The organism is Streptomyces sp. NPDC059874, from assembly GCF_042731135.1.
In the GTDB taxonomy this organism is placed as follows: domain Bacteria; phylum Actinomycetota; class Actinomycetes; order Streptomycetales; family Streptomycetaceae; genus Streptomyces.
Genome location: NZ_JBHWJY010000035.1, coordinates 37,573 through 56,019, shown reverse-complemented (window position 1 = coordinate 56,019; position 18,447 = coordinate 37,573). Strand labels below are relative to the sequence as shown.

The following is an 18,447-nucleotide window of genomic DNA, read 5'->3' as shown; positions in this document are numbered from 1 at the left end:
GTGCCAGGCATCACGCATCCGTGCTTGAACGGCCCCCCGCTTCCGTGCACGCTAAGCCCCGTCGCCGACGTTCACGTCGGCACGATCACTCCGGTTCCCGTTCCCGGCACATCAGTTGGGCTTCCTGCACCGGGCGCCCCCTCCCCCGCCGTCAGATCCCGCCGGATCGCACGATGCAGCGTCTGAATCGGCGGCGGCGGCTCACCCTCACCCCGGAGCCGCACGAGCCTGAAGCTCACGACGGACAGCGGCAACATTGTCCTTCCACAGCCCAAGCAGAGACCGGACCTCCGAGGTGACCGTGAACCTCCCGTGGTAGCGGACCGCTCCCCCGGCACCGCGGACTCGTCCGCCTCCGCGGCGGCCGGCCACCGCCATACCGCCCGCTCCCGCATTACCGAACGTCTCACCCACCGTCCACACCTGCCGGGTGGTCAGCTTCCCTTCCCACGCAAAACCAACAACCGGCGCACCGCCGGCCCCCGCAACGCCCCGGCTGATTCAGCCGGCAGTATCCCGCCCGAACCCTCCGAGACCGGGAGATCTACTTCCTCGTCCACCCATCCATCACACCGCCCCCGCCCAGCCGATGGATCAGAACTCACGAAACTGAGCAGCATCACCCCTGCTGCGGTACCACCCCAAGACAGCGATCCCCCACCGATCTCTCACATCCATGACGGTGACACCGGAGCCTGCCCTTCGCCCGCTGGGTCCCCCCGCACCAGCGCACTACCAAGCGGTGCCCCCAACCAAACAGTGCCCGAACCCACACAGGCAACAACTCCTCAGAAGTCACCTCAGTTGGCGCGCAGCTTCCGCACGGTGCGCAGGGAGGATCACGTCATCGCAGTAGCAGGTGGAGGGCGGCCTCGCGTAGGTCTTCGTCGAGGCAGCGCTGCTCATGGACAGGTTCGAAGAAGTCGTCGGGTCTGATGACGCGGCGGGGCGAGGTGGCCCAGTGCTCGACGCGCCGGCGCAGGGCGTCGGGTGTCGTGCCGATACGCGCTAGCACCTCCACAGCGCGCACGCTTGTCGTGTACGCGTACCCGCTGGTCACGTGGGCGGGAAGCTCGATGAGTCCGGTGAGCGCGGCAACGGCTCGGGCGGGGTCCTGGGTGATGCGCCAGTCGGCTTCGGCCGCGCGCAGCCGCGCCCACTCGTCCCAGTGGCCGTGGTACGGCTCGATGAACGGCAGCAGCGGTGCCGCGGCGGGGCCGAGACGCCCCGCCTCCTCGATGCAGTGGTACGTGGCATCGTCCGCGGCCATGGCCTGTTTCAGCTCGCGCAGGGCCGGTTCGGGGTCGGCGCCGAGGCGGGCGGCGGATACGGCTGCGGTCGCGGCGAGCTCGGCGTGGCCGCTGCGGGCGGCTTCGTCGAGCAGGCCGAGCACCTCAGGGTCCTGGACGCCCCAGTCGCCGAAGAGGCGGGCGAGCTCCAGTTCGGGGCGGTCCGGCTCGGCGGGGTTCATCCGGTGCAGTACGGCCTTGAGGTCAGGGAGGAGAGCGTGGACGTCGTCCGGTGCCAGGGTGGCGAGGAAGTCGTCGAAGCCCAGGTACGCCGGCCGCTGGAGGGCGAGGCGCTGGTGGTCGCGGTGGCGGGTGCGGGCCGCGAGTGCGGCCACCGCTTCGGCGTACGGGTTGGGCACGGCGGTGAGGAGGCGTTCGTCGCCGAGGCGGCCGAGGGAGAGCTGGGCGCGGTTGGCCATCTCGGAGTTGTCGCTGAGTCGCTGCCGGAGGAGATGGTCTGCGAGACCGGGCTGCGGCTGGGTGGCGAAGGGCGTCCAGCAAGCGATGGAGTACAGCAGGTGGGACCGGTCGAAGGATGTGTGCTCGTGCGGCAGGGCCGCGGTGAGCAGGGCTAGGGTGTCGTTCTCGCGGTCGCGCCAGGTGACGGAGAGCTCATGGGCGCGGCGCGAGCCCCGGCCGTCGACATCGCCTCGCGCGACGAAGCCGCCCGCCACTGCGGCGGCGGCGTCCGCGTCCTGCTCGGCGATGGCGGTGAGGCGGGAGTCGGTGTCTCCGATCCCGGGGAAGAGCCGTGGTGTGAAAGGGGACCGTTGGCGGAGCAGGCGCTGGTGACGCTCCGCCAAGTGGCGGGGCGCCGCCTGGTCGACGGTGAGGTCGCTGTCGGCCGTCGCGATGGCCTCGGCCAGGACCGCGACGAGGTCCGGCGGGTAGGGCGCGTGCGTCCTTTCCAGCAGTGTGAGGGAGGCCGCAGCGCGGACGGCGGGGAGAGGGTCCGTGAGGGCGTCGTGCAGGCGCCGGTCCGCCGACTGCTGGTCGGGGTCGAGCCGGGTGAGAACAGCCAGCGCGTCCATGCGGACCTCGGCGACCGGGTCGGCCTCGTAGCGGGCGGTCAGCTCGCGCAGCGCCGCGGGGATGCTCTGCCCGGTCGCGCAGCGTGCGACGCGTACCGCGCCGAGGCGGACCTTCGGGTCGTGGTCGGCGAGGAGGTGTAGCAGGCCCGATACCTCGGCCGCGACCTGCGCGTACCCCTCTTCCTCGATGCCGGCTTGCGGCTCCGGGCCACGGCCTCCCGCGCCCGCCAGGAAGGCCAGCACACTCGCCCGCTCGTGAACGGCGTGCACGGCGGCGTGCGCGAGGAACGGCACGGCCGCCACGGTCGCCGGATACACCGAGTCCCGGTTGAGCACCTTGTTGAAGAGGAGGCGCACGGCCCGCGCGGCTCGCTCCGCGTCACCTGCGTACAAAGCCCGTATCGACTCCGGTACGTCGGTGGCAGCACCGTAGGCGTGACAGCACGACGTCCAGTCGACGGTGTCGAGTTCCTGAGGTGGTCTCACACGGTCAGACGGTACCGACCGGGTCTGACATTGATACTCGTAGCGGGTTCCGGTGGTCGTGGCTCAGGGTCTGACTGACGCCCTGCTGGGCTGTCCTGGGATTGTTCCGTCCGACCGCTGGGGCCCGTTCTCCATGGCACCGGCCAGGTGGAGCATGACCTGATAGGAGCTTGGCCAGCGGCCCCTTCAATGTCCTGTCTGACCCACCCGGCCGGAGTTACCTCCGGCCCGGGAAGGCAGTTGACAGCATGACCGTGACGAGCACGTCCGCCGCAGAACTGGATACGGTGTTCGGCGGAGTGGACTCCCACGCTGACACGATCCACGTTGCGGTCATCACCGACCGGGGCGGCCACGTCGCCGACGCCGAGTTCCCCACCACGCAAGCCGGATACGCCGCGGCTATCGCGTTCCTGACGCCCACGGCACCGTGACCGCCGTCGGGGTCGGGGGGACTTCCTCCTACGCCTTGGGTTCACCCGCGCCGCCCGCCACGTCGGCCTCACCGTGGTCGAGGTCAACCGGCCCGACAAAGCCGAACGGCGCCGGATCGGCAAGTCCGATCCCATCGACGCCTACGCAGCCGCCCGCGCCGCGCTGTCCGGCCGCGCATCGGTCATCCCGACGGACGACACCGTCAGCGGCATACGCGCCCTCCACAACGCCGTCCGGTCCGCCGTCAAGGCCCGCACCGCTACGCTGAACCAAATCACGCACATCCTCATCACCGCCCCGGACGACATTCGCGTCAAATACACCGCCCTGCGGGGCAAGACACAGGTCGACGCCATCTCCCGGCTCCGTCCCACCGGCGACGGACCACGCGTCGCCCTTCTGACCGCGCTGAAGACCCTCGCCCGCCGGGTCCAGGCCCTGAGCGCGGAACACGACACTCTCACCGCCGCCCTGGACACCGCCGCCACCGAGCACAACCCCGGTCTTCGCGCCGCGTTCGGGGTCGGCCCGACACCGCGGCCCAGCTCCTGGTCACCGCCGGAGGAAACCCCGACCGCCTGCGCACCGAGGCATCCTTCGCAGCCCTCTGCGGCGTCGCGCCGGTCCCCGCCTCCAGTGGCCGGACCAACCGCCATCGGCTCTCCCGGGGCGGCGACCGCGGAGCGAACTCAGCCCTCCACCGAATCGCCCTCGTCCGGATGTCCAGCGATGCCCGCACCCGCGAGTACGTCGCCCGGCAGACCACGGCCGGACGTACGAAGAAGGAGATCATCCGGCTGCTCAAGAGGGCGATCGCCTGGGAGATCTTCCGCTACCTCACCACACCGGTCACCGTCCCGGACGTCTCCGACCTCCGCCCGGCACGTCAGGCCAAGAACATCACCCTCAGCACTGTCGCTGAGCACTGCGGCGTCTGGCCTGCGGTGATCTCCTGCATCGAACGCGGCACACGCCGCGACGACGACCTCGCGAACTCCTACCGGGACTGGCTCACCGCCGCTTGACCTCGGCGACCCGACAAGTCCTCGGTCCTGAGACGTGACGTCATGGATGATGAGGCGATGTTCGTCCGCACGGAGAGCCTGCCGCAAAGCCCGCAGCAGCACATGACAGTTCGGGTCCACACCCCCATCGGAACCGCCGTGGTGCTCTGGCGCGGTAATCCGCAAGAAGCCGACGGCCGGCACCTCATCGAATGGACCGTCGACGAGGACATCCACTGGGGCCAGAACACCCGACCAGCCGCTGCCGCCGAGCCGGAACTCCGGCAGGAAGGCGACCAGGTGATCATGAGCGGCCGCCTCCGCCTGACCGACGACGGCGCCGCCTATCTCCAGATGGGCCACTGGCCCGTGCTCTTCGATCTGGCATCACGCATCCCCAGCGGCCTGGACGGTTCCTGGATGCAGATCAGCGTCGGATCGCACAGCGTCGCCCTGCACCCCTACCAAACCTGACCGGGCCACTCTCGGGCTCTCGGCAGCCCTTGACTGCCAACAGGGGCATCAATCCCCCCGACCCGGGCAACCCAAGGCCCAGCGGGCCGGCGAGCTGGGACCGGCGGAAGGAACTGCTCCACGCGCCGCAGGCCAGGATGGTCTGGGAGCCCGGCGAGGAAGCATCGGAGGCCGAACTCGCCGCGCTCACGGAGCTGCACCGCAGCACCATTCAGGGGAACGCGGCCGCCCTCGCACGCGTAATGGAGGGCGGTACCATCACCGCCTCGATCCCCTCCCAGGTACCGGACGGCGCGGCGGCCGTGCTGCACGTCTCGAAACGCGCGGTCCAGAACACCATAGAGCCCCTGACCTGCGGAAACATGATCGCAGGTAGGTAAAGTTTGGATAACGGGACCGAAGCAAACCGTCCTGCTATTACGGGTACATCCCCTTGATCATCTTTTGCGGAGTCTTAGGTTCCACCATGGGTGGCATCCGGACATGGGTCTCACCCGCGCCATCACTCCTACTCTGGGGGAACCTTGACAACCCGTAATACGGGCGCGCCCTTCCGGCGCGCCCGTTCGCCACGCACCGGACCAGGCGGTCTGCGCAGCACCGCCGCCGGTGTGGCACTGATCATGGCGGTGTCCACGCTCTTCGGAGCCGAGGCCGCCTTCGCGTCCGGCACCGCTCGGGCCGCCGCCAAGGCTCCGCAGCCGCAACCTGCGACCTCGGCCGCGGACATACCCTCCGCCCGGGTCGCCGCGCGGCTCTCCGGGATACGCGTGGAGGCACTCTCGGAACGCACCGAGTCCTCCACCACCTGGGTCAACAAGGACGGTTCGCTCACCACCGACCTCTTCGCCGGGCCCGTACGGTTCAAGGACGCGGGCACCGGCGAGTGGCGAGACGTCGATGTGAACCTCGCGGCGGCGCCGGACGGTTCGGTCGCTTCCAAAGCCCACCCGCAGGGCCTGCGCCTGTCCGGCAAGACGGGCACGAAGGTGTCCTTCCTGAAGGAGGCGCCGTCGGCCGAGGCCACGGATCTGGTGACGCTTGGCACCGGCGACGAGGCGATCACGCTGCAGTGGCGCGGCGGTCTGCCGGCGCCGAAGCTGGACGGCACGCGGGCCACGTACGAGAGCGCCGTACCCGGCGCGGACGTGATCGTGGAGGCGACGCGTACCGGCTTCGAACAGTTCGTCGAGGTCAAGGCCAAGCCCGAGGCGGGCTTCGGCTACACGCTGCCGCTGAAGACCAAGGGTCTGAAGGTCGAGCAGCAGCCGGACGGAAGTGTGCTGTTCACCGACAAGAAGTCGAAGCAGACCGCGACGATGCCGGCCCCCGTCATGTGGGACTCGACTGTGGATGCCGCCTCCGGTGAGCACACCCGGCGGGCGAAGGTCGGTCTGCAGGTCGTCAAGACCAAGGACGGTGTCGACCTCGTCATCACCCCCGACGCCGCCTTCCTCGCCGATCCGGCGACGAAGTACCCCGTCACGGTGGACCCCTCGACCTCGTCGCTGGGCAACCTCTTCGACACGTACGTCCAGCAGGGCGAGACCGTCGACTGGTCCAACGACACCGAGCTGGACCTCGGCAACCCGGGAACCAAGAACGCCGACGGCACCTTCCGCACGGCGCGTTCCTTCATCACGTGGAACACGGCTCCGGTCGCGGACGCGCTGATCTCCAGTGCCACCCTGTCGCTGTGGAACTTCCACTCGGGCAACACCGACTGCACCGCGCAGCCGTGGGAGGTGTGGACGGCGAACAACGCCTCGACCTCCTCGCGGTGGACGAACCAGCCGGCGATGGTGACCAAGATGGCCACCTCCACGGAGACCAAGGGCAACTCCGCGTGCACCGCTGACGGGTGGATCAACGCGAACGTCACCGGCCTGGTGCAGCACTGGGCGAACAACAAGTGGTCCTACTCGGGCATGGGCCTGCGCGCCACGTCGGAGACCACGTCGCTGCAGTGGAAGCGGGTCAACTCCGCCAACGCCGCATCCAACGTTCCCAAGCTGACCGTCACCTACAACTACCGGCCGCGCACCGGCACCAAGCAGGAGGCGGGTGCCCCGTTCTTCTCCTACGGCGGTGCCTACGTCGTCAACAGCGTCACGCCGACGCTGCGCGACACGTTCGTCGACGCCAATGGTGACAACGTCCAGGGTGCGTTCCAGATCTTCGACGACGCCACCAATGCCCAGGTCGGTGATGTCCTTCGATCGTCCTTCGTTCCCTCCGGGCAGGTCTCCTCAGTGACCGTCCCGGCGGGTGTCCTCACGAACGGAAAGACGTACCGCTTCCGTACGTCTCCGTACGACGGCACGCACTACAACCTGGGCTGGTCGGCCGAGAGGATCTTCACGGTCGACACCACTTCCCCGTCGGCGCCCACCGGGCTCGGTTCCACGGACTACCCGTCGAACGCCTGGGTCAAGGGCGCCGGTCAGGCCGGGACCTTCACCGTCACCCCGCCCGCAGCCGATCACAACTGGTTGGAGTGGTCGCTGGACGGCATCGGCTGGACCAAGGTGGAGACCGGTGGCGCACCGGGCGCGAAGGCGCTCTCCATCGCCCCGCCGAAGGACGGCACCCACACCCTTCAGGTGCGCGCGGTCGACAAGGCGGACAACAAGTCCGAGCCGGTCGAGTACACCTTCCACGCCGGCCCCGGGGGCTTCAGTCAGCCCGCAGCCGGTGAGCGCACCGCGCGACGCCTGCCGCTGGTCGCTGATGCCGACGGCACCAAGTACGACGGGGTGTCCTTCTCGTGGCGCCGCTCCGAAGCCGACCCATGGACGCAGATCCCGGCCGGCAACGTCACCTCCGGTGGCGCCCCGCTGACCGCGTGGCCGATTCCGCTGGCAGGTGGCAAGAACGCGCCGCTGGTCTGGAACGCCACCGACACGGTCAACCCGGACGGGACCGTGCAGATCAAAGCCGATTTCACCGGGCCGAACTCCGCCACCGGCGCCACCGAGCCGCTGACCGTGATCGTTGACCGCAACGCCAGCGGAGCCGCGACCACCGACGTGGGCCCCGGTTCGGTCAATCTACTGACAGGCGACCACACCCTCTCGGCGACCGATGTGTCGGCCCTCGGCCTGTCGGTCTCCCGTACGGCATCCTCGCGCGACCCGCTCAAGGGCAACAAGCAGGAAGGCCAAGCGCCGATCTTCGGCAAGGAGTGGGTCTCCGGGACCGTGGCGGAAGCCACGAACTCCGAGTACTCGCACGTCCGGCGGACTTCCGACACCGCGGTCGACGTGATCCTCGTCGACGGCAGCGCAATCCACTTCACCGCGAACGCGCCGAAGAACGGCTGGATCCCGGAGCCGGGCGCGGAGGACCTGACCCTCACCGGCAGCGTGACAGCCTCGTTCACGCTCTCCGACAGCGAAGGCACGGTCACCACCTTCACTCGGCCCGACGCGCAGGCCACGACCTGGCAGGTCACGTCCACGCTGCTGGACGGAATGGCCAACACCACCACCACGGTGGTCTCCGAGACCGTCACCGTGGACGGCAAGAAGCTGGCCCGCCCCCAGCGGATCATCGCTCCGAACTCCGCCGCCTCCGCAGCCGCGTGCACCGCTGATGCCTCGACAAAGGGGTGCCGTGTGCTGGAGTTCGTGTACGCGGCCACCACCACCGCCAACGACCTCCTCTTCGGTGACTTCACCGGCCAGGTGAAGGAGATCCGACTGTCGTCCACCGAACCGGGAGCAGCATCCGCCACCTCCAAGGCCGTGCAGACGTACACCTACGACAAGGACGGCCGACTGCGCCAGACCTGGAACCCTCTCGTTACCCCCTCGCTGAAGACCGAGTACGGGTACGACTCCGCGAGCCGGGTCACCAGCCTCACCCCGGCCGGCGAACTGCCCTGGACCTTCACCTACGGCCAGGCCGGCAACGCCGCGACCGCCGGTGACGGCATGCTCCTGAAGACCTCCCGCTCCGGGCTCAAGCAGGGCACAGCGGACGTCGGGGAGGGCACCGCCACCACCAGCGTGGTGTACGACGTCCCGCTGACCGGCGCCAAAGCCCCCTACACGATGGGCGCCGCCGATGTGAAGGCCTGGGGTCAGACCGACGCCCCGACCGACGCCGCCGCGGTCTTCCCGGCTGACGCCGTTCCCGCCTCACACTCGGGTGACGGGCTGACGAGTTCCTCGTACGGCCGTGCCGGTATCGCTTACCTGGGCGTGTCCGGGCGTCAGGTGAACGCGGCAACACCGGGCGGGCACCTCACCACCACCGAGTACGACCGCTTCGGCAACGCGGTTCGCGAATTGTCCGCGGCCAACCGCGCCGTGGCGCTCGGCATCTCCTCCGCCGACCGCGCGGTCCAAGCGGACCTCGGCATCGCTCAACTCCCGTCGGCCGAGCGGGCGAACCTGCTTGCCACGGCCTCGGTCTTCAATGAGACCGGCACCCGCGAGCTGGAAAAGCTCGCGCCACTGCACCGGATCGACCTCACCGCTGACCTCAAGAACGGAACGACCACCCTGGTCCCGGCCGGCACCTCGGTCACCGCTCGGTCCCGGACGGTCAACGAGTTCGACACGGGCCGTCCCACCAACGGCACGGCAAAGGTCAAGGACCAGATAACCAAGGTCACCACCGGCGCACAGGTGCGCGAACACCCCACGGTCAGCGGTGAGAACCGCGTGGTCCAGACGGTCTACGACTGGGCCAAGGGACTGCCGGTCCAGACGGTCAAGGACCCGGGCGGCCTCGCGATCACGCAGTCCACCGAGTACGACGCCCAGGGCCGCGTCACCAAGCAGCTCCTGCCCGGCGCCACCGGCACCGACGCCGGAACCCGCGTGACCACCTACTGGTCCGCGACCGGCACCGGCACCTGCCAGGGCCGCCCGGAATGGGCCGACCGGGTCTGCTCCACCGGCCCCGGCGGGGCGATCACCGGCGGCGGGTCAAACCCATCGCAGATACCGACCATCACCACCGAGTACGACTGGTGGGGCAACCCGGCCAAGGTCACCGAGACCGCCAACGGCACCACCCGCACCACAACGACCACGTATGACTCTGCAGGCCGCGCCGTCAAGGTGACCATTACCGGCGGCCTCGGCCAGGTGGTCCCGGAGTCCACCACCGAGTACGCCCAGACGACCGGCCGTCCCCTCAAGACTGTCTCGCCCACCGGCGGCACCATCACCCGCGCATACGACAAACTCGGCCGTCAAATCTCCTACACGGACGCCGACGCCGGCACGACCACGACGGAGTACGACCTGCTCGACCGCCCCATCAAGGTGGCCGACAGCAGCCCGTCCACCGTCACCTACACATACGACCACACCACCGAACCCCGCGGCCTGGCCACGAAAAGCACCGACTCCATCGCCGGCGTCTTCCAGCCCACCTACGACGCCGACGGTTCGGTCACCAGCGAGAAACTGCCCGGCGGCTACACCCTCACCATCAACGAGGACACCACGGGGGCGCCCCTGAAGCGCTCCTACACCCGCGACAGCGATTCCACCGTCGTCTACTCCGACACCGTCGCCAAGTCCATTCACGGGCAAGTCACCCGGCACGCCGGTTGGTCGGACCAGACATATCGCTACGACAGCACCGGCCGCCTCACGGACGTCGCGGACACCGCGGACACGGTCTGCACCAAGCGGACCTACACCTTCGACAACCGCACCAATCGCAAGTCCCTCAGCAGCACGGCAGGTACGCCCGGCGCCGACTGCCCGACCACCGGAGGCAACACCACCAGCCACACCTACGACAGCGCCGACCGACTCGTCGACAGCGGCTACACCTACGACAACCTCGGCCGCACGACGGCAGCTCCGAGCCAGGGAACCATCGGCTACTACGCCAACGATCTCGTCCACCAGCAGACGGTGGGCACCCAGCGCCAGACCTGGCAGCTGGACGCCGCCCTGCGCCTGCGCTCCTGGACGACCGAAACCGGCAGCGGCAGCGGCAGCAGCTGGACCCAGACCGAATCCAAGATCAACCACTACGACGCAGACGGGGACAACCCCCGCTGGATCACCGAAAACACCGCCACCGGGGCACTGACCCGGAACGTCGACTCGGCATCCGGCGACCTCGCCGCCACCACCTCCAAGACCGGGGACACCGTTCTCCAGCTCACCACCATCCACGGCGACGTGGCCCTCCAGCTCCCACTGGACACCGCCAAGCCACCCGTGGCCCTGGACAGCGACGAGTACGGCAACGCACGCGCAGGCCAGGCGGCCACCCGCTACAACTGGCTCGGAGGCAAGCAGCGCTCCACCGAGACACCCACCGGCCTCACCCTCATGGGCGTCCGGCTCTACAACCCCACCAACGGCCGCTTCCTCTCCGCCGACCCGGTCTACGGGGGCGGTGACAACGCCTACGGTTATCCCGGCGACCCCGTGAATCAGTACGACCTCGACGGCCGGTTCTGGTCAACCTGGAAGAAGAAGGTCAAGAAGAAGGCGGTAGAGGCCCGCGCATGTGCGAGCCTCGGCTTCAATGCCTGCCGGAAGGCGACCGCGATCTCGTACATCGCCGCCAGCATGACCGGGCACGGAAAGCGCAACAACGCAATCCGTCACTTCATCTGGCAAGCGGCTCTGACCTTCCTTCTGGGACGTCACGCTGCCATCACCCTCGGAAATGCCCACGAGTGGGGAGAAGGCGGGAGAGAAGACTCCAGGATCGACCAGCGAAACAACAATCGTGCCAGAAACTTCGCGACCAGCGGACGAGGCCGACGCAACATGGTTCGAGCCTGGAATTCGAGATCAGGGCTCTACGCATTCCTGTACAAGACGGCCTCTTACCGTTACTCCATAGGCATGCTCGAGTAGTCTCATCCACCACCTGTGGGCTGCCGGGCCCGCTCCCAGCGGGCCCGGCAGCCCTGATCCCACGGAGAGTGTTCCCCTTGAAGAGCGCCTACAAGATCGCCGCAGTACCCGCCTTCCTCGTGTTGGCAGCCGGGGGTGTTGTGTTCGTTACCGTGTCCGGCGGCTGCGGAGACCAGGAGACGGCTCGTGCCCAGAAGATGCGGGATCTGAAGGCACTTCAGGTGCGGCCCGAGGGGGCTCACCCCGTCACGGGGGGCGAAGAAGCCGAATACGGCTGCGACGACGACGGAGGCGGCTGGCTGTACGCGAACCGGCATTACACGTTCGAAGGCTCCAACCGGCAAATCGTCGACTTCTACCGCGACTTCGCGAAAAAGGAAGGGCTGCCGCTCGACGATGAAGGCAGTGACGACGTGCCAGACACCCTGTCCGGGTTCTGCTTCTCAGCAGAGGCCGACGGCCAACCAGTACTGATACGCATCCGCTTCATTCCCCCTGGGAGTTCTGGCCCGGCGGGTGACTACACCGTCGGTGCCGAGGCCTCCCTGGACGGCACGCCGATCCGCTGCTGGCTCTGACCCTGCCTTCTGACGACGTCCACCGAGCTCCGGTCAGCAGACCCTTCCTGTGACCTGACTGCGCGGCACCCGAGGTGCCGGGCCCTAGGCCCTGTCGTCAAATTCGCGTCTGCCCCGCGGCGCCTGGCACGCACTCTCGCCGCACCGGGCGAAAGCCCACGGCTGGCGGGTGTGTGGCCTGCGATTCCGGTGTGGGGTCGGTGGTAGTTGTACCAGTGGAGCCAGTCGGTGAACGCTTCCATTCGTTCGTGGTCTGAGGTGTAGGGGCGTTGGTAGGCCCATTCCTCGAGCAGGGTGCGGTGGAAGCGTTCGACCTTGCCGTTGGTCTGCGGGCGCCAGGGCCGGGTCCAGCGGGGGCTGATGCCCAGGTCATGGCAGGTGTTGCGCCAGGTGTTCCTGCTGTAGGCCCAGGCGTTGTCGGTCAGGACCCGCTCGACGCGGATGCCCAGGGATGCGAACCAGGCGGTCGCCCGGGTGAGGAAGGCGGCGCAGGTCGGGGCGGTCTCGTCGGGCAGGTCTTCGGTGTAGGCGATCCGGCTGTGGTCGTCGAGGGCGGTGTGGAGGTAGGCGTATCCGGCGCCGCTGCGGCGGTCTTTGTTCGGGCTGCCAGCGGCCCGGCCGAGGACTTTGTGGCCGCCGCCGTCGGGGATCCGGCCCAGCTTCTTGACGTCGATGTGGACCAGCTCGCCGGGGCGGGCGCGTTCATAGCGGCGGACAGGCTCGCCGCTGGCCCGGTCAAGGGTGGCCAGGGGCGGCTGGCCGTGTCGCTGGAGGATGCGGTGGGCCGTCGAGCCCGCGATGTGGCACCGGACGGCCAGCCGCAGCGGACCGATGCGGTGTTCACGCCGCAATCGCAGTACCTCGGCCTCGACGGTGGCCGCCGTCCTGCGGGGCTGGTGGTGGGGTCTGCTGGAGCGGTCACTCATTCCGGCGACGCCGAGCTGTCTGTAGCGGGTGGCCCAGCGGGCAGCGGTGGTGTGGCTGACCTGGAAACGCTCCGCCGCCCGGCGCACGGGCCATCCGTCCTCGACGACACAGCGGGCCAGACGAAGACGCCCGGTCTCGGTCAGTGGGGCATTACGGTGGACCACGAGGGCCTCCTGAACTCGGTCGAGATGTCGCAATCCACACCGCGCCAGAAGGCCCTCACCCATTTCAAGCACCCAGCACGCGTGTCACCAACGTCCCGGGACAACACACCTAGGGCCTGTGTGATGTCGTGATCATCCGGCGGTCTTGATCAGGTCGTCGATCCAGATCATTGCGGCGCGGAGGTGGAGGCCGGCGAGGTAGCTGTCCGGGCTCTTGTCACAGCGGGTGGCGATGCCTCGCCAGGCCTTCAGCTTGTTGATCAGGCGCTCGACCGTGTTCCGTTCTTTGTAGAGGTCGGAGTCGTGGCTGAAGGGTCGCCCGCCTCGTGCGCCCTTCTTCTTCCGGTTGGCGGCCTGGTCCCGCTTTTCCGGGATGACGGCCTTGATTCCGCGTCTGCGCAGGTAGGAGCGGTTACCTCGGGACGAGTAGGCCTTGTCCGCGGCGACCGCGCCGGGCCTGGTGCGGGGACGGCCGACAGGCAGCCGGACCTTCACCCGCGCGAGCACGGGAATGAACTGCGGGCTGTCCCCGGCCTGCCCGGCAGACAGGACCAGCGCAAGCGGACGACACCTGCGGTCCGCGGCGAGGTGAATCTTGCTGGTCAGGCCGCCCCGGGACCTGCCGAGCAGGGCTTCCTTCAGGCGGAGCCCCCGTCGGCGTCGGATGCGCCTGCGCTCGGCCTGTCCGTTCCGTTCCTCCGGTCCGCCCCCTTCTTCCGGGCCGCTTCCTGCTCCCGCGCGGCTTCTTCCAGGGCCTCCATGAGGTGCTTGCCGACGCGCATCCCCGCAGCGTCATGGTGGGCGCGGACCGTTGTGGAATCCACGCTGACCAGCGACAAGTCCGTTCTGCCCAACCGGGCACCCTCCGCGATCAGGCCTTCCAGCAGGACCGTGAACACACCGGCGCCCCGCCAGACGCGGAAGCGTCCGTAGACCGTGGCCCACGGGCCGAACTCGGCAGGCATCTCCCGCCACTGGGCACTGGACCTAAACCGCCAGATCACACCCTCGAACTGCTCCCGCAACCGCTCCGGGTACGGGCCGTACCTACCGATCGGCAGGTACGGCTCGATGAACTTCCACTGGGCATTGGTGAGTTGCCTGCGTGTCACGACCCCAGTCCTACCGGATTCCACCCCGCGAACAGGACAGAACCCAGAAGCTGATCACGACATCACACAGGCCCTAGCAGGCAGTGAGGAGGTCGGCCAGGATTCCCGCCGGGTCATGCAGGAGACGAGCACGGTCGGTGACGACGCGATGCGTTCCAGGATCGACAGGATCCGTCTTTGCCCAGGTGGGAGAGGTGATGCCGATCTCGACTTCGAGGCCCGAGCCAGTGGAGTAGCGCCATTCGGTGACCGGTCCCCAGGCCTGGGTCCGGATCAGATCACCCAGGCCAAGTTCCCTGGCCCAGGCGCTCTCAGCGTATCGGAGCGCGTCCGTGGTGAGCAGGACAATGTCGATGTCGGAATCGGGTCGCGCGGCGCCACGGGCGCACGATCCGACCAGGAGCAGACCTACGATGTCCTCGCGGCCCCGAGCCCAGGTCGTGACCCGGGTAATGACCTCACGGATCTCGGCGATCCGCTCCAGCGGGAGCCCTGTCGAACCGCTTACTGGCTGATCATCACGCTGCATCGCACACGCCCCCGGCTGCTGTTCGGTACTGGCTCCGTCATTTTCTCAGGCGCCTCTGCGGCAGACATGACGGGCATCGTGGTGGCGCTGATCAAGATGCCGCAGTCAGCCACAGGCAGGCTGGCCCAAGACCTGGGGAATTGCGGGCTCTGTCGGGGATCTTGTGATGTCACAGGGCTGAGCTGGGCAGTCTCCGGGTGTGCGGTTCAGGGTGTCGGGGCGGTTGTTGCCGTATCTGTCCGGTGTTGTCATCGAGTCGATCAAGCGAACGGCCGGGGTCATCCCGCTTCGCGCGGGGTGTCAGACGTCTCCGGTGAGATGCCCGGGATGCGGTATGCCGTCGTGGCGGGTGCACGGCCGGTACGTCCGCCGGCTCGGCGACGCGCCCGTGGCCGGCAGCCCGGTAGTCATGGAGCTGACCGTGCGCCGGTTCAAGTGCCTGAGCAGCCGATGCCCGGCCGTGACGTTCGCCGAGCAGATCGAGGGGCTGACCAGGCCGCATGCCCGGCAGACGCAGGTGCTGCGCTCGATGCTCACCTCGATCGCTCTGTGCCTGGCGGGCCGTCCCGGCGCCCGGCTGGCGGCGGCCCTTGGGATCCGTATCGCCAAGGATTCGCTGCTGGACCTGATCCGCACCGCCTGCCCTCACCTCGACGCAGCTGCACGGCACGTCCACGACTTCGCTGAAATGTTCCACGACCTCCGCGGAGACCAACTTCCCGACTGGATCGAGCGAGTCCTTGCTGACGACCTCCCAGCCCTCCACTCGCTGGTCAGCGGCCTGCGACGCGACTTCGACGCAGTCACCGCAGGACTCTCCACGCCGTGGAGCTCCGGCCAGGTCGAGGGCCACGTCACCCGCGTCAAGCTCATCAAACGCATGGCCTACGGCGGAGCCAACCTCGACCTCCTACGCCTACGCGTACTCCTCGGCCCTTGACCCTGTGACATCACAAGATCCCCGACAGAGCCCGTAATTCCTCAACCCCTGGGGTGGTGCCTTGATCAGTTGGCTGAGGGCTTGTCGGTCTTGTCGGCGGGGTTCCTTGGGCGCTTGTTCGGACGGTAGCTGGGACCGTTCATGATGACTTGGTGGCTGGTGTTGATCAGGCGGTCGAGCAGGGAGTCGGCGACGACGGGGTTGGGGAAGAGGGGATACCAGTCGCTGGGTGCCCGGTGTCGTCGGACAGGTGGGTCAGCCGTAGCACCTCGGTGCCGAACAAGCGGTGAGACGGCTCCGGATGGGTGCGCAGCGCCGCGGCAGCAGTCCAGGTCCCCTGATCGCGACCGTTGGCCAGGACAATGGTGGCGTTCCCCCAAGCGGCGTGGTCTTTGTCGTGGTTCAACGCGCGTGCCATCAGCTCCTCGAAGGCGGTGCGGATGCCGAGCAGCTCGTCCAGGTGCGTGAGGATCGCCGCGTGCCCATCGCGAACGGTCATCCCGCCGAGGGAGTACTCCTCAACGCTGTAGTACTCGTCGTCCTGGACCCGGATACGGACGAGGGCCTCCCGGGAGCCAGTGAGGCGCCGCAGTTAGGGTTCGGCCCCAGTCTCGTACCAGCGGTGTGCGACATCCTTCATCTGCAGCAGCTCGGACTCTTGGTACCTCCCCCGAATCCTGTCGTCCAGCAGCGCCTCGACCAGCGCGGGCGAGCCCAAATCCACCGCTTCGCGCAGCGACAACAGCTCGTCCGGCCCGCACTGGCTCGGATCGGCGCCTCGCTCGAGCAACAGTTGGGCGATGCCCCCGCAGAACGCCCGGACAGCCACGCCGAACGCCGCGTCCCGCTGGTCGTAATCGTTGTCCTCCTCCAGAAGCCGCTTCACCAGGAACATGTCCCGCGCCCGAACAGCGGCGATCAAGGAAGGCTCCCCGCCGACTGCACCGCTCACACGCCCACCCGCATCCATCACGCCACTCCCCCGTCGCGTTCCCGCAGCTCAGTCTAGGTCTGCCCAAACCAGCCCACCGGCACGGGGCGCAGCGGGCGCAGTCGAGGGATTTGGCCACCAAGGAGCTCGCGGCGGCGGCACGCCTCCGGAGACCGTCCGCACCTGGCTCGTCACCCACGCTTGCCTGGCGGCCGCGGGCAGCCTCTCCGTCCGCCTCGCAGAGACCCTGCCGCTGAAGAAAGCGCCGAGGGCCCAGGAATCCGATCGTGCGCTGAGCGGATGAAGCGGCGTGGAATCCGGTTCCCCTACCCTCACCGGCGGCTAGTGGTCCTCTGACCCAGACCACGACCGGACGGGAGTCCTTCCCATGGTGACCCAACCACGAGGGCGGGGGCGGATCGCCCCCATCGCAGCCGTCTGCGCGCTCGCCGCCGCGCTGACCACCGGCCCGTCCGCGGCGAGCGCCGCCGCCCGGACCCCGACCTGCTTCGGGCGGACAGCCACCATCGTCGTCCAGAACGAGGGCGTGGTCACCAACGGAACCGGCCGGCGTGACGTGATCGTCGGCACCCCGGGGAACGACACCATCAACGGGCTCGGGGCCGGCGATCTCATCTGTTCCCTCGGCGGCGCCGACATCGTCACCGGCGGCCTCGGCAACGACCGGATCGACGCGGGCGCCGGCGACGACGAGGTGTTCGGGGACATCTTCCATCCGACCGACGACGTCGTCGGCGGCGGAGACGACTACCTGGCGGGCGGGGACGGCGACGACCGCCTGATCGGTGACAGCCTCACCTTCGAGGGCCGTGCCACGGGCGGCGGCCGGGACGAGATCCACGGCGGCCCCGGCTTCAACCGCCTCACCGGCGACAGCCGGGGCGCCGACGCGACGGGCGGCGGCGACGACCGCCTGTTCGGCGGCGACGACGTCGACTTCATGCTGGGCGACTCCACCGCCTTCACGGGGACGGTCACCGGAGCGGGGGACGACCTGCTGTTCGGCGGCGGCGGCTTCAACTTCCTCATCGGCGACAGCCAGGGTCCCGGACCCGTGGGCGGGAGCGGCGGTGACGACGTCCTGGACATGGGCGCCGGGGGCCCGCTCGCGATCGGGGACCACAACATCTTCGACCCCGAGGGCGGCACCGCACTGGGCGCCGGCCGCGACCGGATCACCGGCGGCGGCCTGCCCGAGGAACTCATCGGCGACAGCTCCGTACCGGAGGGCGCGACCGCGCCAGCCGCCGCCGACGTCATCTTCGGCGGCGACGAGAACGACCGGCTGTTCGGCGACAATGCGGGCTTCAACGCTGATTTCGTCACAACGGGGACCACTGGCGACCGGGGAGGTGACGACGCCCTGTACGGCGAAGCGGGTGACGACCTCCTCCGCGGCGGTCCGCGCGACGACCGCCTCGACGGCGGCCCAGGCACCGACGACTGCGACGGCGAGGGCGGCCGCGACACCCTCACCGCCTGCGAGGCGGGCCTGCGGCCCGCCACCGTCTTCGGCACGAGGCTCCAGCGGTACCTTTCCTGACCGGCACGGCCCGCGGGTGACGTGCCTCGCTCGGGGAAAGCGGTCAAGTCACAGACGGAGTAGGGCTGGTGGTCGCCGACCGGCGCGATCCAGCGGCGTACAAACCACTGCCCGACGGGCTGGGCTGACGCCCCGGGC

12 protein-coding genes and 4 pseudogenes are annotated in these 18,447 nt (G+C 68.8%); 10 read left to right on the top strand and 6 right to left on the bottom strand.

The window, feature by feature from the left end:
• Positions 1-844: 844 nt before the first annotated feature.
• Complete coding sequence (locus ACFV9H_RS21130; protein WP_385400342.1) at positions 845-2,806, bottom strand: hypothetical protein; 1,962 nt, start codon at positions 2,804-2,806, stop codon at positions 845-847.
• Positions 2,807-3,054: 248 nt separating this feature from the next.
• Here ACFV9H_RS21130 and ACFV9H_RS21125 point away from each other — a divergent pair, with 248 nt between their 5' ends.
• The 7 genes and pseudogenes from ACFV9H_RS21125 (at position 3,055) to ACFV9H_RS21095 (ending at position 12,142) form a co-directional block, all read left to right on the top strand.
• Positions 3,055-3,240: a hypothetical protein gene (locus ACFV9H_RS21125; protein ID WP_385400339.1), complete on the top strand. Its 186-nt coding sequence runs from the start codon at positions 3,055-3,057 to the stop codon at positions 3,238-3,240.
• A gap of 73 nt (positions 3,241-3,313) precedes the next feature.
• Positions 3,314-3,469, top strand: a pseudogene (locus ACFV9H_RS21120) (IS110 family transposase); the annotation flags it as partial.
• Positions 3,418-4,266, top strand: a complete 849-nt coding sequence (locus ACFV9H_RS21115) for a transposase (RefSeq protein WP_385400410.1) — start codon at positions 3,418-3,420, stop codon at positions 4,264-4,266. The pseudogene ACFV9H_RS21120 and the gene ACFV9H_RS21115, both read left to right, overlap by 52 nt.
• A 42-nt stretch (positions 4,267-4,308) precedes the next feature.
• The gene (locus ACFV9H_RS21110) at positions 4,309-4,719 is read left to right on the top strand and encodes a hypothetical protein (RefSeq protein ID WP_385400337.1); all 411 of its coding nucleotides are present in this window, start codon (positions 4,309-4,311) and stop codon (positions 4,717-4,719) included.
• A 29-nt stretch (positions 4,720-4,748) separates the two neighbouring features.
• On the top strand, positions 4,749-5,099 hold the full coding sequence (locus tag ACFV9H_RS21105) for a hypothetical protein (protein ID WP_385400335.1): 351 nt from the start codon (positions 4,749-4,751) through the stop codon (positions 5,097-5,099).
• Between the two features lie 243 nt (positions 5,100-5,342).
• Positions 5,343-11,564, top strand: coding sequence for a DNRLRE domain-containing protein (locus ACFV9H_RS21100; protein ID WP_385400407.1), 6,222 nt, complete (start codon positions 5,343-5,345; stop codon positions 11,562-11,564).
• A 77-nt stretch (positions 11,565-11,641) separates the two neighbouring features.
• Complete coding sequence (locus ACFV9H_RS21095; RefSeq protein WP_385400333.1) at positions 11,642-12,142, top strand: hypothetical protein; 501 nt, start codon at positions 11,642-11,644, stop codon at positions 12,140-12,142.
• Positions 12,143-12,300: 158 nt separating this feature from the next.
• On the opposite strand, the pseudogene ACFV9H_RS21090 reads toward ACFV9H_RS21095, so the two are convergent.
• The 3 genes and pseudogenes from ACFV9H_RS21090 to ACFV9H_RS21080 form a co-directional block, all read right to left on the bottom strand.
• Positions 12,301-13,233, bottom strand: a pseudogene (locus ACFV9H_RS21090) (IS481 family transposase); the annotation flags it as partial.
• Positions 13,234-13,365: 132 nt separating this feature from the next.
• Positions 13,366-14,345, bottom strand: a pseudogene (locus ACFV9H_RS21085) (IS5 family transposase).
• 73 nt (positions 14,346-14,418) lie between these two features.
• A complete protein-coding gene (locus ACFV9H_RS21080; RefSeq protein ID WP_385400331.1) occupies positions 14,419-14,874 on the bottom strand; it encodes a nucleotidyltransferase domain-containing protein in 456 nt (151 codons plus the stop codon).
• Positions 14,875-15,073: 199 nt separating this feature from the next.
• Between ACFV9H_RS21080 and ACFV9H_RS21075 the strand changes: the two are divergent.
• Positions 15,074-15,301 (top strand): annotated as a pseudogene (locus ACFV9H_RS21075) (transposase family protein); the annotation flags it as partial.
• Entirely contained in the window at positions 15,284-15,814 is a 531-nt protein-coding gene (locus ACFV9H_RS21070; protein WP_385400404.1) for a transposase, read from the top strand. The pseudogene ACFV9H_RS21075 and the gene ACFV9H_RS21070, both read left to right, overlap by 18 nt.
• 166 nt (positions 15,815-15,980) lie before the next feature.
• On the opposite strand, the gene ACFV9H_RS21065 is transcribed toward ACFV9H_RS21070, so the two are convergent.
• Together ACFV9H_RS21065 and ACFV9H_RS21060 are read right to left on the bottom strand one after the other, a co-directional pair.
• Entirely contained in the window at positions 15,981-16,313 is a 333-nt protein-coding gene (locus ACFV9H_RS21065) for a hypothetical protein (RefSeq protein WP_385400329.1), read from the bottom strand.
• A 93-nt stretch (positions 16,314-16,406) separates the two neighbouring features.
• The gene (locus ACFV9H_RS21060; protein ID WP_385400326.1) at positions 16,407-16,736 is read right to left on the bottom strand and encodes a hypothetical protein; all 330 of its coding nucleotides are present in this window, start codon (positions 16,734-16,736) and stop codon (positions 16,407-16,409) included.
• 397 nt (positions 16,737-17,133) lie between these two features.
• Here ACFV9H_RS21060 and ACFV9H_RS21055 point away from each other — a divergent pair, with 397 nt between their 5' ends.
• Complete coding sequence (locus ACFV9H_RS21055; RefSeq protein WP_385400324.1) at positions 17,134-18,309, top strand: calcium-binding protein; 1,176 nt, start codon at positions 17,134-17,136, stop codon at positions 18,307-18,309.
• The last annotated feature ends 138 nt before the right edge of the window (positions 18,310-18,447 follow it).